Source organism: Paraburkholderia sp. USG1, assembly GCF_031570135.1.
Classification (GTDB): domain Bacteria; phylum Pseudomonadota; class Gammaproteobacteria; order Burkholderiales; family Burkholderiaceae; genus Paraburkholderia; species Paraburkholderia dioscoreae.
The window spans coordinates 311,597-326,979 of sequence record NZ_JAMWXW010000002.1 but is presented as its reverse complement, the minus strand read 5'-3'; the positions used below and the strand labels follow the sequence as shown (position 1 = coordinate 326,979).

Annotated in this window: 15 protein-coding genes; 13 read left to right on the top strand and 2 right to left on the bottom strand. The window is 62.8% G+C overall.

Annotated features, from left to right (window positions below; genetic code table 11):
* The first annotated feature begins 61 nt into the window (after positions 1-61).
* The 4 genes from NE850_RS03975 to NE850_RS03960 are packed head-to-tail and all read left to right on the top strand — an operon-like array spanning position 62 to position 2,616.
* Positions 62-433 carry a GFA family protein gene (locus tag NE850_RS03975; protein WP_007177836.1) on the top strand — a complete coding sequence of 124 codons (372 nt, stop codon included), beginning with the start codon at positions 62-64 and terminating at the stop codon, positions 431-433.
* Positions 430-552: a hypothetical protein gene (locus tag NE850_RS03970; protein WP_310698449.1), complete on the top strand. Its 123-nt coding sequence runs from the start codon at positions 430-432 to the stop codon at positions 550-552. The genes NE850_RS03975 and NE850_RS03970 overlap by 4 nt, the downstream gene beginning before the upstream one ends.
* A 7-nt stretch (positions 553-559) precedes the next feature.
* Positions 560-1,300: a response regulator gene (locus NE850_RS03965; protein WP_007177834.1), complete on the top strand. Its 741-nt coding sequence runs from the start codon at positions 560-562 to the stop codon at positions 1,298-1,300.
* Positions 1,297-2,616 carry a HAMP domain-containing sensor histidine kinase gene (locus tag NE850_RS03960; protein ID WP_007177833.1) on the top strand — a complete coding sequence of 440 codons (1,320 nt, stop codon included), beginning with the start codon at positions 1,297-1,299 and terminating at the stop codon, positions 2,614-2,616. The genes NE850_RS03965 and NE850_RS03960 overlap by 4 nt, the downstream gene beginning before the upstream one ends.
* 43 nt (positions 2,617-2,659) lie before the next feature.
* Here NE850_RS03960 and NE850_RS03955 read toward each other — a convergent pair whose 3' ends face one another.
* Complete coding sequence (locus NE850_RS03955; RefSeq protein WP_007177832.1) at positions 2,660-4,333, bottom strand: cyclic nucleotide-binding domain-containing thioredoxin-disulfide reductase; 1,674 nt, start codon at positions 4,331-4,333, stop codon at positions 2,660-2,662.
* Between the two features lie 417 nt (positions 4,334-4,750).
* Here NE850_RS03955 and NE850_RS03950 point away from each other — a divergent pair, with 417 nt between their 5' ends.
* From NE850_RS03950 to NE850_RS03940, 3 genes are all read left to right on the top strand, one after another.
* Positions 4,751-6,664: an SMP-30/gluconolactonase/LRE family protein gene (locus NE850_RS03950; protein ID WP_007177831.1), complete on the top strand. Its 1,914-nt coding sequence runs from the start codon at positions 4,751-4,753 to the stop codon at positions 6,662-6,664.
* A gap of 86 nt (positions 6,665-6,750) precedes the next feature.
* Complete coding sequence (locus tag NE850_RS03945) at positions 6,751-7,083, top strand: DUF2322 family protein (protein WP_007177830.1); 333 nt, start codon at positions 6,751-6,753, stop codon at positions 7,081-7,083.
* A 42-nt stretch (positions 7,084-7,125) separates the two neighbouring features.
* Positions 7,126-7,881, top strand: a complete 756-nt coding sequence (locus NE850_RS03940) for an IclR family transcriptional regulator (protein WP_007177829.1) — start codon at positions 7,126-7,128, stop codon at positions 7,879-7,881.
* 108 nt (positions 7,882-7,989) lie between these two features.
* On the opposite strand, the gene NE850_RS03935 is transcribed toward NE850_RS03940, so the two are convergent.
* Entirely contained in the window at positions 7,990-8,556 is a 567-nt protein-coding gene (locus NE850_RS03935; RefSeq protein WP_007177828.1) for a VOC family protein, read from the bottom strand.
* Positions 8,557-8,701: 145 nt separating this feature from the next.
* Here NE850_RS03935 and NE850_RS03930 point away from each other — a divergent pair, with 145 nt between their 5' ends.
* The 6 genes from NE850_RS03930 (at position 8,702) to cpaB (ending at position 15,378) form a co-directional block, all read left to right on the top strand.
* Positions 8,702-9,553 (top strand): fumarylacetoacetate hydrolase family protein, encoded by an 852-nt coding sequence (locus tag NE850_RS03930; RefSeq protein WP_007177827.1) that lies wholly within the window; start codon positions 8,702-8,704, stop codon positions 9,551-9,553.
* Positions 9,554-9,620: 67 nt separating this feature from the next.
* Positions 9,621-11,168 (top strand): bifunctional 3-(3-hydroxy-phenyl)propionate/3-hydroxycinnamic acid hydroxylase, encoded by a 1,548-nt coding sequence (locus NE850_RS03925; RefSeq protein WP_165188706.1) that lies wholly within the window; start codon positions 9,621-9,623, stop codon positions 11,166-11,168.
* A 65-nt stretch (positions 11,169-11,233) separates the two neighbouring features.
* Complete coding sequence (locus NE850_RS03920; protein ID WP_007177825.1) at positions 11,234-12,556, top strand: MFS transporter; 1,323 nt, start codon at positions 11,234-11,236, stop codon at positions 12,554-12,556.
* 1,093 nt (positions 12,557-13,649) lie between these two features.
* Entirely contained in the window at positions 13,650-13,838 is a 189-nt protein-coding gene (locus NE850_RS03915; protein WP_007177824.1) for a Flp family type IVb pilin, read from the top strand.
* Between the two features lie 132 nt (positions 13,839-13,970).
* The gene (locus tag NE850_RS03910; RefSeq protein ID WP_007177823.1) at positions 13,971-14,507 is read left to right on the top strand and encodes a prepilin peptidase; all 537 of its coding nucleotides are present in this window, start codon (positions 13,971-13,973) and stop codon (positions 14,505-14,507) included.
* A gap of 37 nt (positions 14,508-14,544) precedes the next feature.
* Complete coding sequence (gene cpaB, locus NE850_RS03905; RefSeq protein WP_035516734.1) at positions 14,545-15,378, top strand: Flp pilus assembly protein CpaB; 834 nt, start codon at positions 14,545-14,547, stop codon at positions 15,376-15,378.
* The last annotated feature ends 5 nt before the right edge of the window (positions 15,379-15,383 follow it).

The following is a 15,383-nucleotide window of genomic DNA, read 5'->3' as shown; positions in this document are numbered from 1 at the left end:
CGACACAAATCGCCGTGCGCGCCAGGCTATAAAGCAGGCATTGCCAATCGCGGAGAGCACCATGAGCGCCGATTTGCTGCAAGGATCCTGTCACTGCGGAGCCGTCAGATTCGAAGTTCACGTCGCGATCGTCCCTGCCGGCCGCTGCAACTGCAGCTTGTGCCGGCGCAAGGGCGCATTGATGACGCCGCTGTTCCCGGCGAGCCAGTTAAAGATTCTGAGCGGTGAAGACGCGCTGACGCTTTATCAATTCAACACGCGAGTGGCCCGGCATTATTTCTGCAAGCACTGCGGTATTTATCCGTTTCATCAGACGCGCAAAGATCCGCAGCAGTGGCGGGTCAACATCGGTTGCCTGGAAGGCGTCGATCCGTATAGTCTGGAAGCCGGGCTTGCCGACGGCGCCAGCCTTTCCGTGCTGGAGGACGCATGAGACGCCTGCTGGCAATCCTCGTATTCGTTTCCGGCGGCCTTGCCGCCGAACTGGCGCACCCGGCGCACTGTTCGCTGCTCAATGCGAGCCGGGCGCAGATAAAACGCCAAAAGAGATGATGCATTGATGGAAACCATCGACCACGTGCTGATTGTCGACGACGACCGCGGCATTCGCGAACTGCTCGCCGGATACCTCGAGAAGAACGGCATGCGCGTCTCGCTCGCGGCGAACGGACGCCAGATGCGCGCGGCGCTGGAGCAAGGCGCGCCCGATCTGATCGTGCTGGATCTGATGATGCCCGGCGAGGACGGTCTGGTGTTGTGCCGTGAACTGCGTGCGGGCAAATTCCGCTCAGTGCCCGTGGTGATGCTGACCGCACGCAACGAGGAAGCCGACCGCATCGTGGGCCTGGAGATGGGCGCCGACGATTACCTGCCCAAGCCGTTCGCCGTGCGTGAACTGCTCGCGCGGATTCGCGCCGTGCTGCGGCGCGCGCGCATGTTGCCGCCCGGCATGCAGGTGACGGAATCGGCGCCCATGCTGGCCTTCGGCGACTGGCGCCTCGACACCACCGCGCGCCATCTGCTCGACGCAGAAGGCACTATGGTTGCACTGAGCGGCGCCGAGTACCGCTTGCTGCGTGTGTTTCTCGATCATCCGCAACGGGTGCTGACGCGCGACCAGTTGCTCAATCTCACGCAAGGACGCCAGGCCGATCAGTTCGACCGTTCGATCGATCTGATGGTGAGCCGTTTGCGTCAGCGCTTGCGCGACGTCGCGCGCGAACCGCGTTACATCAAGACGCTGCGCAGCGAGGGTTATGTGTTTTCCGCGGCGGTGACTGCGATCGGGGATCCGCAATGAGCCGTTGGTCATGGCTGCGCTGGCCGCGTACATTGTTCGCGCGGCTCGCGCTGATTCTTTTCGTCGGCCTCGCGTTGGCGCAGACGCTGTCGTTCTGGCTTACGCTGACCGAGCGCGATCAGACCATGACCAACGTGATGATGGGCTACATCGAGCGCGAAGTGAGCAGTTCGGTGGCGCTGCTCGATCATTTGCCGCCGGGCGAACGTGTGCAGTGGCTGCCGCGCCTCGCGCGGCGCAGCTACGAGTTCATTCTCGGGCCCGGCATGACCGGCGGACCGGTCGATGCGCGTCTGTCCGCGCGCGTCGCGCAATCCATCGCGGACGGTATCGGCACTCGCTACCCGCTGACGGTGAATGCGGTTCCCGGCGACAAGGAGCGCCTGCAGGTTCATCTGCGACTGAGCGACGGCTCGCCGCTGACGATCGATATGCGCCCCATGGCGGGCGCGCCGTTATCGCGCTGGCTACCGCTCGTGCTCGCGTTGCAACTGGCGGTGCTGGTCGCGTGCTGCTGGCTGGCGGTGCGGCTCGCCACGCGCCCACTGCATCAATTGGCGCTCGCCGCGGATACGCTCGGCCCCGACCTGAAGGCGGCGCGCCTGCCGGAGGACGGACCGTCGGAAGTGTCGCGCGCCGCGCGCGCCTTCAACGCCATGCAGGACCGCATTGCCACTTACATGACTGAACGCATGCAGATTCTGGCGGCGATTTCTCACGATCTGCAAACGCCGATCACGCGGATGCGTCTGCGCATCGACGTGATGGACGACGACGAGCAGGGCGCGAAGCTGCGTCAGGATCTGCACGAGATGGAAAGCCTGGTAAAGGAGGGCGTGACGTACGCGCGAACGCTGCACGGCGCAACAGAAGTGCCGTGCCGGGTCGATCCCGACGCGCTGCTCGACAGCCTCGTGTGCGACTACGTCGACGCCGGCCAGGCGGTTAGCCTGCAGGGACGGTTCGGCGTTTCGCTGATGACGCGTCCGCAGGCAATGCGCCGCATATTGGGCAACCTGGTGGACAACGCGCTGAAGTTCGGCGGCGCGGCCGAGATCACGGTGAGCGCATCGCCCGACGGGCAGACGTTGATCGCAGTGCTCGACCGCGGCCCCGGCATACCGGCGCAGTCGCTGGAAGCGGTGTTCGAGCCGTTCTACAGGCTCGAAGCATCGCGTAATCGCGACACGGGAGGCACGGGGCTGGGCCTTGCCATTGCGCGGCAGCTTGCCTTGGCGATGGACGCGACGCTGTCTCTGCACAACCGTCCCGGCGGCGGCCTCGAAGCGCGTCTGACGTTAAGGAATCAGCGTTAGACGTATCCGCCTTCCCGCATCACCGGGCGCCACTCACTGAACCTCAGCGATTGAGTGCCAGATATTGATGAAGCGACTGGATCGCGGCGGCGCCTTCGCCAACGGCGGCCGCGACGCGCTTCACCGAGCCGCTGCGAACGTCGCCCACGGCGAAGATGCCGGGCCGGCTGGTCTCCAGATAGTATGGAGCGCGGTCGGACGGCCACTGGTGAACCGCATCGGGGCCCGTGAGCACAAAGCCGTTCCTGTCGAGCGCAACGCAATCGCCGAGCCAGCCGGTATTCGGTTGAGCACCGAGAAACAGGAACACATGGCGGATCGGTTTCTCCTCAATGTATCCCTGCGTGTCCCATTTGATCGATTCGAGTTGCGTTTCGCCGTTCAGCTGGACAATCTGCGTGCGCGGATGAACGGTGATGTTCGCCGTCGCTTCGATCCGCCTGATCAGATAGTTCGACATGCTCGCGTTGAGCCCGTCGCCGCGAATCGCGATATGCACGTGACGCGCAAGTCCTGAGAGAAATACGGCGGCCTGGCCGGCTGAATTTCCGCCGCCTACGATCACCACTTCTTCGTTGTTGCAGAACGCGGCTTCCATGAACGTCGCGCTGTAGTAGATGCCGCGGCCTTCGAATTGTTCGAGGCGCGCCAGCAGCGGTTTTCGGTAGCGCGCGCCGGTCGCGATGACGACCGAACTGGCATACACGTGCTCGTCGTAATTGAGGCGCAGATGAAAGGGCGGCGCGCCCTCGCATTCAATGCCGAGTACTTCGATCGGTACGCCGACTTCGGCGCCGAATTTCCGGCATTGCGACAGGCCGCGGCCGGCGAGCGCCTGACCGGAAATTCCGGTCGGGAATCCGAAGTAATTTTCAATCTTCGAACTGGTGCCGGCCTGGCCGCCCGGTGCCTTGGTGTCGAGAACCGCCACCCTCAATCCTTCGGATGCTGCGTAGACCGCGGCCGCGAGACCGGCCGGTCCCGCACCGACCACGACCACATCGAACCGCTCGCCATTCAACCTGTCGGGACTCAGGCCGATCGCATCCGCCACTGCCCGGTTGGTCGGCTGCCGGAGTACGGTGCCTTGCTGGGTGATGATCACCGGAATGTCGGCTTCGGTTGCGTCATAACGCTCGAGAAGTGCGTGCGCTGCCTCGTGCTCGACGATATCGAAGTAGGCGAAAGGCTGGGCATTGCGGCTCAAAAAATGCCGCAGGGCTAGCGTGGGCCAGGACGCCGAACTGCCGATCACCAGGAGCCCGCCGTGCTCGTCCTGAATGAATGCGACGCGCCGCAGAATATAGGCCCGCATGATCGTCTCGCTCAACTGCGCTTCCGCGACCACGAGCGCCCGTAGCGATTCCTCGTCGATCACGATCACTTCGCAGTCGCTGGTGGCGCGCGCCGTTGCGACCGCGCCGCGGCCCGCGAGCGTGCCCACTTCGCCGGTAAAGCTGCCGGGGCCGTGCTCGCCCAGAACGTGGCGCTTGTCGCCGGCGCCTCTCGTTGCCTCGATGGTTCCCGAGACGATGGTGAACATGGGAATGTGCCGGTCGCCTTCGGCGAACAGGATGTCGCCCGCTTTCAGCCGGCGCCGTTCGCCGTAGCGCTCCAGCACAGCAAACTGGGCTTCATCGAGCCTTGGGAAAATCTGATGGTGACGGCTGCCGCCTGCCATCAGGTCTTCAAGTCTGCTTGACGATTTATTGCTCATTGTGCTTTCCGAATAGAGAGTGCGCATGGCGCCCGTGGTGAGCTTACCGCCGGATATCGCGCCGGTACGGACAACCTGAAAGATCAGGTAGCGGCGGCGGACCGCGATATCCGCAGAGATTGTGCGCCTGAGTTCAGTTATCGGTAAAGAGCGGAAAAGAGGGGTAATTGCACGCGGCGCGCATCGGTAAAAACGGTCGCTGAAATGACGTCGCCGGCAATCTCCGCGTGATTGCGCCGTGGCGCGGAGCACGCCGGAGAAAACAGCCGTGAAGTTTCTTTTTTTTATCTTTTTTTATTTGTATCTGCGCTGTATGGATTGTCCTGTCTACTCAACAAGATATTTTCATATCAATCCCCTGTCGTTACATCCGTCGGGTCAAATTGGCGAGGAATAGTCGTGCGGAGAGCTTTACCCATGATCAAGCATCGAATCAGTGTCGTCTTATGCGCAATGATGGTCATGGTCGCGCAGACCTGTCAGGCGCAATACACCACCGACTGGTTGGCAAACACGTTCGGCACGCTCGCGGGACACGTGGGAAACACCGCGCGCTCAATGTGGGTCGCGCCTGAAGGCGTCATTTACACGGCTTCGCTGTGGGACGAAAACGAGGGCGGCGTCGCGATCTACCAGAATGGCCAGAGCATTGGCTCGATCGGAACACATGCCGACTTTCAGGGCAGTGCCATAACCGGCAACGCCACGTCGATCTTCGCAGCATTGCAGTACAACAAGTCGTTCGGCAGTGGTTCGGTGGGACGCTACAACCGGGCCACGCAGACGCGCGATCTGATCATTCCCGTCAGCGTGTGGACGGGCATACCGCATGCGGATGTCATCACCGGCCTCGCGACCGCGGGCTCACTGCTGTATGCGAGCGACTTCTTCGGCAATCGCGTGCGGATCTTCACGACCGACGGCGTCTGGCAGCGGGACATCAACGTATCGAGTCCGGGCGCACTCGCGCTGGATAGCGCCGGCAATCTCTGGGTCGCGCAGCAGAGCGCCGGTGCAATTGTCGAATTCAATCCGGCAGGGACTCTGCTGAACACCATTCAGATGCCGGCTGCATCGCGGCCTTCCGCGCTTTATTTCGATGCAGCGTCCGGGCAACTGATGGTCGGCGACCAGGGACCGGACATGAACATCAAGCGCTACGCCATCGCGGGCACGCCGACGTTGGCCGGCACGTTCGGCATTCAGGGCGGTTATCTCGACACGACCAGCGGGATCAAGGGGCAGGTGGGCGACAAGCGCTTCACACGCGTGGTCGGTATCGGCAAGGACGCCGCCGGCAACCTGTATGTGCTGAACAATCCTTGGGGCGGCGGCTGGGATCTCGGCCGCAATGGCGCCACCGATCTTCATGCATACGACACGGCCGGCAATCTCGAATGGAAGCTGCAGTCCCTCAATTTCGAAGCGGTGGCGGCGCCGGACCCATCGACTGACGGCGCCTACTTCTATAGCGGCACGCATATTTACACCGGCACGGCGGGCGGCACGTTCGTGGCGAACACGGTCGATCCGTTCACGTATCCGTCCGACCCGCGCCTGAACATGAACGACACGCAGCGCGACGAACATTTCGGCCAACTGGTCACGGTCGGCGGGAACCGGATTCTGGTGGCGTCCGGACAGAACCCCGGCATCTTCTACTTTTTCCATTTCAATCCAGCGAGCGGCTACATCGCGATACCGGATGCATCGATTCCAGGCACGGCGTTCAATACGAACGTCCAGGTCACGGGCGGTTTCTGCATCGACAGCAGGGGCGACGTGTGGGCCGGCCTTGACCGGACGAATCACATTTACCACTATCCGCTGACCGGCTTCGACGGCAATGGAAAACCGGCATGGGGTCCGGCGGTCACCATTTCCATTCCGCAGAGCATCCGGCCGCTTACGCGCATCATCTACCTCGCCGAAAGCGACACCATGATTCTCGCGCAGGGTATTGCCGGAAGCTGGGACTGGACGGCAATGCAGTCGAGAATCGAGGTGTATCACGGCTGGAGCGCGGGCAATACCACGCGGCCTGACCCGGTGATCAATCTCACCAGCGCCAATCCCAAGTCGATCACAGCGGCGGGCAATTATCTGTTCGTCGGCTACGTGCATACGGTGCCCAATATCGACGCCTTCAATCTCACTACCGGTCAACTCGTCACCACGCTGATCAATTCGAGTCCGGCAACCGTGGATGTCGGCAACGACGTCGATTCGATGTACGGTCTGCGCGCGTATCTCCGAGCCGCGGGCGAGTACGTGATCACGAAAGACAACTACAACGGCTCCAGCATGGTGGTGTATCGCTGGACGCCGTGATGGCTTTGCGCCCGGTGATCGAACGACACCCTATCGGATAAGATACGGCCCGCGCTGTCATTTTCCGAATAGAAGGAGTGTTTCCAATGATCCAACCGGGCAACGTATTCAAGGACAACCTCGCGCAGATGCCAGGCATCGAGGGCATCGCGCGTATCGATCTGATCGACGGCAAGGGCGCCGTGGTCGCCAGCATCGAGAACAAGCCGGGCAAGCAGGGCTCGCTCGCGGTGTACAACTATCTGCAGCAGACATTCGGCACGCTCGACGCCAAAGCGGCCGCGCACGGCCTCGTCGTGTTCGCCGAGCACACGGCCGACGCGCGTAACCGGCCGGGCGCGCACCCGAACGTCGACATCCTGCTCGCGATCGCGGCGGGTGGCGAAGCCCTGCGTATCGGCGTCGTCGCCGCGGGCTGAGGGCTATAATTCCGCGACCCCACCCGGAAGGCAATCTCCTCGATGTCGAGCATCGCCAAGCTTCTCTCCATACTCGAACTCTTTTCGGAGGGGCGCCCCTTTCTCTCCGCGGAAGAAGTGGCCGCCGAGCTCGACTGCTCGATTCCCACGGCCTATCGCTATGTGCGTGAGCTGGTCGAGTCCGGCATGCTGGTGCGGTTCTCCGGTGGCGAATACGGGCTGGGTCCGCGCATCATCAAGCTCGACTACAACCTGCGCATGTCCGATCCGCTGCTGAAAGTGGGGCAACCCATCATGCGCGAACTGAGCGAGCATTCCGGCTTCGATGTGGTGATGTCGCGCTGGTACGGCGACGAGTTGGTGGATACGCATCGCGAGAGCCTCGATTCGAAGCTCGATCTGCGTTATGGGCGCGGGCGTCCCCGGCCACTGTTTCTCGGCGCCGCGCCGAAAGCCATTCTTTCCACTTTCCCGAAGGCGAAGCTCGCGCTGCTGTTCGAGCGGCACGCCGCCGACATTGCAACGAGCGGGCTGGGCCCGAGCTTCGAAGACTTCCGTGCCGCCTTGCACAAGATTCGCCGGGCGGGCTTCTATCTGTCGAAGGGCGAGCTCGAATCAGGCGTCTCGGCCATTGCCGCGCCGCTTTTCACCGACGATCAGGGCGAAGCCGTCGGCTCGCTCGCGCTGATCGTGCCGACGCCGCGGCTCGAATTCGTGAACCTGGAGCGGCTCGTCGAGTTGATCCGCGAAGCCGCCGCCCGCACGTCGCAGCGAACGCGAGCCGTCATTTCCGGCTGAGCGTGCGGCCGGCACCGGTGTCGGCACCAACGCCAGTAGTGTCGGGCAACGGCAGCGCGGCGCTGCCCCGCAGCATCACACAGGTTCACGCAACGGCAGCGCCACGCATCAAGCGATGCCCATGCGCTCCGCCATCTCCGCTTCCCACTCCGCGCGCGGGCGAAAGCCCGGCAAGCCGCGCGCATGATGTTCCACCGATTCCATCAGTTGCGCATCGGGTAGCGAGAAATCCACCGCCACGCGCATTGGCTGATCCACGTACCACGGCGTGTCGATAAACAGTTCCAGCCGGTTTCCCTCCGGATCTCGCGCGTAGAACGAGATCGCGTTGCCGTGCGTGACCGGCGTGATCTCCTTCGCGTCCTCTTCGATAAAACGCCGGTAGAAGCGCTTTAGCGACGCAAGGCTGTCCGCCTCGAACGAGATCTGGTTGATCGGATTGAACGCGAGGTGCTCGGGCCTGCCGCTCGCCAGCACGATCTGATGATGCACGGCCGGATCCCGGCTCAGAAACACGAGCCGCACATCGCCATGCGGCGTCGACAGACTGCCGCGGTCGGTCACGGTGAACTCCAGCACGCGCGTGTAGAAGTCTTCGACCCGTGCCATGTCGCTCACGTAAAAGCCCATGTGGCTGAGCGACAGCCCGGGGCGCCTTGTCTTCGTCGATGTCATGTCGTCCCCCTTGGTAGTGATAAACCCTGATAAAAAGTGTCTTGTGAAACCTGTTTTTATAAGTGTATTCTCAAATAACGATAAATATGCAAAAACAAATGCATAAATTTTCTTGACCATCATCTGTTTTTATCCACGGAGCAACATGAAACTCGTCAGCTTTTCCACCCATGAAGGGCCGTCCTTCGGCATCGTTCGCGATCAGACAGTGATCGACCTTGGCAAGCGCCTGAACGGACGCTTCGCCGACCTCAAGGCACTGATCGCCGCGGATGCATTCGACGAAGCGCGCCGCCTCGCCGACAGCGGCGCGAGCGACTATCCGCTGGCCGAGGTGACGCTGTTGCCGGTCATTCCGAACCCCGGGCAGATTTTCTGTGTCGGCCTCAACTACGCGGAGCATGTGAAAGAGACCAACCGCGAGACGACCGAGCACCCCGTGATCTTCATGCGCGTGCCGGCCTCGCAGATCGGCTCCGGCCAGCCGATGCTGCGGCCGCCGGAGTCGACGCAGTTCGACTATGAAGGCGAGATTGCCGTGATCATCGGCAAAGGCGGGCGGCGCATTGCCGAGCAGAGCGCGTGGGATCACATTGCGGGCTACGCCTGCTACAACGACGGATCGATTCGCGACTGGCAGCGCCACACCGGGCAGTGGGGGCCGGGCAAGAACTTCTATCGCACCGGTGCATTCGGTCCGTGGATGGTGACGAGCGACGAGATCGAGCCCAACGCCACGCTGACGCTGACCACGCGGCTGAACGGACAGGAAGTGCAGCGCGCGACGACCGACATGCTGATTCACGGCATTGCCAGCCAGATCGCCTATCTGTCCACTTTCACGCCGCTCGCACCCGGCGACGTGATCGTGACCGGCACGCCGGGCGGCGTGGGCGCCAAGCGCAATCCGCCGCTCTTCATGAAAGCGGGCGACGTGGTCGAGGTCGAAGTGGACCGTGTCGGCATTCTGTCCAACCCGGTCGCCGACGAACTCTGAGCGCGTCCGGCCGGCGCGCGCGCATGTTCGCAGCGCCGCGCCGGCCCATCATTGAAGGCAGATATCCATGTCACAGCCCATCCCCAACCCTGACGCGTGCGACTACGACGTCGCCGTGATCGGCCTGGGTCCGACCGGGGCCACGCTCGCCAACCTGCTCGCCCTCGACGGCTTGCGCGTGCTGGTGCTCGAACGGGACCAGGACATCTTCGCGCTGCCGCGTGCCGTGCACTTCGACGCGGAATGCATGCGCGTATTCCAGACCATCGGTCTCTCCGAGACCTTGCTGCCCAACCTGTTCGTCGGGCCCGGCATGAAGTTCGTCAACGCGGCCGGCCAGTTGCTGATCGACTGGCCGCGGCCTACCGGAGTCGGTCCGCTCGGCTGGTGCGCGAGCTACAAGTTCCATCAGCCCGATCTGGAACGCGCGCTGCGCGCGCAACTTGCCAGGCAGCCGCACATCGACGTTCGTCTGCGGCACGAAGCCTTCGCGCTTGATCAGACCACCAACGGCGTTGCGCTTCGCTTTGAAGACACCCGCACGGGCAAGCTCGGACGAGCGACCGCGCGTTACGTGGTGGGCTGCGATGGCGCGCGCTCCATCGTGCGTCGCTTCATGGGCACCGAACTCGACGATCTCAAGTCGCACGAGCGCTGGGTCGTCGTGGATGTGCTGCTCGACAAGCCGCGCCCGGATCTCGGCGACTACTCGATCCAGTATTGCGACCCCAGGCGGCCGAGCACCTATACGCGCGGGCCGAACAATCGCCGCCGGTGGGAACTGATGGTCATGCCCGGCGACGATACGTCGAGGCTTTCGTCATCCGAGTGGCTATGGGACAAGCTCGCTCGCTGGGTGACTCCGGCCGATGCAACGCTCGAACGTTCCGCGGTCTACACGTTTCACTCGGTGGTGGCGAAAGGCTGGCGCAACGCGCGCCTCCTGCTCGCCGGCGACGCCGCGCATCAGACGCCGCCGTTCATGGGGCAGGGCATGGCGGCCGGCATCCGCGACGCGAGCAACCTTGCGTGGAAACTCGCTGCGGTGATTCGCGGCGAAGCGGACGGCGCGCTGCTCGATACCTACGAATCGGAACGCTCTCCGCATGTGCGCGAGTTCATCGAGACCGCTGTGCAACTCGGCGCGGTGATCCAGACGACGCCTTTGCACGCTGCCGGTCCCGATTCTGCCGCGGGCGAAACCGGCGAAACCGGCGACGCGACCCGCGCGGTCCGCAATTTCGTCACTCCGCAGCCGAGGTTGGGCGAAGGCGCGCATCTTGGCCCCGCTCAGCCACTGGCCGGGACTATCGCCGCGCAGCCGAGACTCTCCGACGGACGTCTGCTCGATGACGCCGTCGGCTACCGGTTCGCGCTCGTCATGTTGCCGCAGACTTTGCTTGACCATCCCGGCCTCGCCGAACGCGCGGCGCTCGCTGACATGGCGCTCGTCGCCGATGGTTCCGCAGCGGTCCGGGCGTGGCTCGCGCAGATCGGTGCGAGCGCCGTGCTTATCAGGCCGGATCGGTACATACACGGCGCGGCTCACGACGAAGCGTCACTGCACGCATTGCTGTCGCACGTTTTCGCGGGTTTGCAGACCGAACACGCGTAAAGGTATTGCCGGCACTCACATCAGTACTGGCCAGCAGAAGCCAGACAATCCTATCGGAGGAGTCAATGGAAACATCCCAGCACGAACCCGGCGCGGCGCAGCGTAGCGCGTCTCGCGGCATCTCACGCGCGCAGTGGAAGATGATCCTCATCGCGAGTCTTGGCGGCTCGCTGGAGTTTTACGATTTCATCGTCTACGGGTTCTTTGCGCATTACATTGCCGCACAGTTCTTTCCCAACGCGTCTTCGCTGATCAGTTTGCTGTTCTCGTTTTCCGTTCTTGCGGTCGGCTATGTGATCCGTCCGCTCGGCGGTATCGTCCTGAGCAGTTGGGGAGATCGCTATGGGCGCCGGCCGGTGTTCCTCGTCTCCATCGTCGTCGTGACGGCGGCCACGATCTGCCTCGGCCTTCTGCCCAGCTATCAGAGCTGGGGCGTCACCGCGTCGATCCTGCTCATCGTGCTGCGCATGCTGCAAGGATTTTGCGTGGGCGGCGAGATGCCCGGCGCCATCACCTATGCCGTGGAGGCCGCGCCCGAGCGCGCAGGACTGGCTGCGGGGATCATCATCTGCGCGGTCAATGTCGGTGTGTTGCTGGCGACGCTCGTGAACCTCGCCGTGCAAACCTTTCTCTCCAGCGCCGACGCCGCCGCCTACGGATGGCGCATCGCGTTCCTGTTCGGCGGCGCGTGCGGGATCGTGTCGTACTGGATGCGGCGCAATCTCGACGAGTCGCCCGAATTCGAGCAGATGCAAGGCGCGGTCGCGAAACAGCCGTTTCGTGAAACGCTGCGCAACCACAGCAGAGCGGTGCTGGCCGGCGTGATGTCGATCGCGGTGATGGCCGGCGTGAACGGCATTCTGTACGGCCACATGCCGGCGTTTCTCGTTCAGCAACTGCACTATGCGCCGCGCACGGCGGCGATTGCGCAGAACGCTTACCTCGTCGTCAGTTCGTTCGGGCTGCTATTCGCCGGATGGCTGGGCGACCGAGTCCCGCGCCGGCATCTGCTGCGCTTGTCCGCCTTGTTGCTGATCGTGCTGAGTTATCCGTTCTATGTCGCGCTCAGCAATCATACGGTCGACCCCGTCGTGCTATTCGTGCTGGCGGCGCTGGTGTTTTCGCTGGCAAGCGGTACGTGGGCGTCGGTGCTCGCCGATCACTTCCCCGTGCAGATCCGCTTCAGCGGCATTGCGCTGTCGTATAACGTTGCCGTGGTCGCGTTCAGCGGCTTTGCGCCTCTGCTCGCCACGGTTCTGATCCGCGAGACCGGGTCGCTCGCGGCACCGGCGTATTACGTGATCGGCGCTTCGGTAGTCACGTTGATGGCAAGTCTTGTGGTGCCGGGAACGCGGACGCTGGCCGCGGGTGTGCAGCACGTTCATTGATCGACGGATCCCAGGCCGTACGCGAGATTCAATCGTGTCTCGCGTGAACGCGCTTACCGGCGCGATAAACGTCGGGGCCAACGTTGTTGGCGGACCCAATTCTTTTGGGTCTGCCTTGCAAGGCTGAATGAAAACGGACGCGTTGCGGCTCCGTTCTATCGCGTTCGTCATTTCGCACATGACGAGTGGTGGTTTTCTTGTCCTTACGCAAATCCATGACGCCGTGTAGCAGTCCGGACCGTTGCGACACGCGCTCCCGGTAAGGCGTTGCGCAGCGTCCACGCGTTTATCGCGGCATAGTCGAAAAATTGCTGGCGCGGCATCGATCTGAAGGGCTTCATCGCAAACCCGTGCGATGGAGTGATCCGCCGTCAATCGCGCAATGTGCGCGACCCCACATAGGCAGGCAGACGAGTGCCGCTTTTGCGTCCGCTGCCATGCTGCCGCTCATCGATCGTTCGTCTCATGCCTGCTACATGTCGGACCGCACCGAGTAAAAGCTACTTCATCGGCGCGGGTGCGGGCATATTTGACCGGTGATCCGCCAAACTATTGCCAGTCAATGATCCTAAGGGTTTTCCGCCCTCCGGAAATAAGCCCTCCTGCATGTTTAGAAGACTCCGCCACGGCACTTTCCGGCGTCTCAAATCCGAGTCATCGCGTGTTGCGAACTCCCCGAAGCACCCCCCGCCAAATCTCAGATCATTACGCAGCAAGGCTTTGACACCGCATGGCACAGCCGTTGCAAATAGCGAGTCATACAGCGAAATACGCTGCAGCCGGGAAGCGGCAAAGAGATAGACAGGCGGCAATAGTTTCCCGGCAGCAGCAACAGTCTTCGTGAATCGCGTTCGGGGAGGTCCACGCGTTTTACGGGGGTGCGGCGGGGCCAACGAAAAACGGATGTCGATAAACAACGACACAGGCAATCGATACGGGGTATCGGCCAACCGTGATCGTGACGACGTAAAGCGCTGACCTCGCCACTTTTTCCGTCCTCGTGACGGGCTTGAACGCCGCTTCGGCACACCTGTTTTTCAGGCAGCTGCAAGCGGCATGAACCGAAGTCAACTTTCACTCTACGGGGGTTAGCATGAAGAACACGATCCAACAATTTCTGCGCGAAGAAGACGGCGTTGCAGCGATCGAATACGGCCTGCTGGCCGGTCTGATCGCAGTGGCGATCATTGCGACGATCACTACGGTCGGCAGCAAGCTGAACAACGTGTTCACGTATGTGCAGAACGCGTTGAACGGCGTGGCCAACCCGGCCGGCGCCTGACACGGCCAGAGGCGCAAAGCCGCTCGCTCGCCCTGCCTCGATGGTCCTTCGGGATAGGGTAGCGACGGCCCCGCGCCGAACGAATCGACTCCAGCAAAGAAGGGCAATTCGATCCTCAGAACGGAGCGGGCAATGAACGGGGTTCCTTTTCCGGTTGGACCGTGCGTGATGACGCTGGTATTCGTCGCCGCACTGTGGGACATGCAAACGCGCCGGATTCCTAACTGGCTGGTGGCGGCAGGATTGATCGCGGCGATGCCGGTGCAGTGGTTCACGCACGGCGCTGTCGAGGGAATGACGATGTGGTTGGGCGGCATGCTGGCCGGTGGCGCAATTTTCCTGCCGGGCTACGCAATGCGACTGTTGGGCGCGGGCGACGTAAAGCTGATGGCGGCAATCGGCGCCTTCTGCGGCGCTTACGGCGCACTCGAAATTGGTTTGGCGACCTGTGTAATCGGTGCAATCGGGTCGCTCGCCATATGGCTGCGGCGCCGCCAGATGTGCGCCGGGCTGAGTGGAATGGCGGCACTCCTGATCGACTGCGCGACGCCGGGAAACGGCGCGCGGCGAAGGTCGGGCAGTGTGGCTGAAAGCAGTGCGACGGGGACCATGCCGTACGGCGTCGCGATAGCAATAGGCAGCGCATGCGTGCTGTTCGCCAGCGTGTGACGCGTGCCGGGGCAGGACAAAAATTCGGGGGTTGAAAATGAAAAACGCGCGCGCTGTAACCATGCTGCTGATCGCGACGCTGGCGGGCCTCACCGCGGTGGTGTTCGCTTCTCGCTGGATGGTCTCGCAGTCGTCGAATGCCACGACCAAAGTCGTGGTGGCGGCAACCGACATCAATCTCGGTCAACGGATCGGCCCGGATTTCCTCAAGCTCACCGAGTGGCCGTCCAACAGCGTGCCGCCCGGATCGTTCACCGACATCCAGAAACTCGACGGCCGCGTGCTGAAGGAAAGCCTGCTGCACGGCGAGCCGGTTCTCGAGGCGAAGCTCACGCCGGTCGGCACGCTCGGCGGCCTCTCGGCGGTAATCGGCGAAGGCAAGCGCGCCATCACGGTGCGCGTGAACGACGTGATCGGCGTGGCGGGCTTTGCGCTGCCGGGCAATTACGTCGACATCATCGTCAACACGCAGAAGGATGCCCGCGATCCGGGCACCCAGCGCGATCAGAACATCTCGAAGATCGTGCTCGAAAAAATTCTCGTGCTGGCGGTCGCGCAGGAAGTGGGCCGCGACGAGACCAAGCCGAAAGTGGTCGATGCGGTGACGCTCGAAGTGTCGCCGGAACAGGCTGAGAAGATCGACCTTGCACGCAGCATCGGCACGCTGTCTCTGGTATTGCGCAATCAGATCGATCCGCAGGCGATCGACACGGCCGGCGCCACCAAGGCCACGCTGCTGAAAACGCCGGTGGCCGTGGCGCCGGTGCCCGAACCGAAGCCGGTGCACATCGTGCGCAAAGTCGTGGCGCACGCACCGGCCAACTGCGTGCGGGTACTCGACGGCGCCGACGCAAGACAGGAATGCTTTTGACAGGC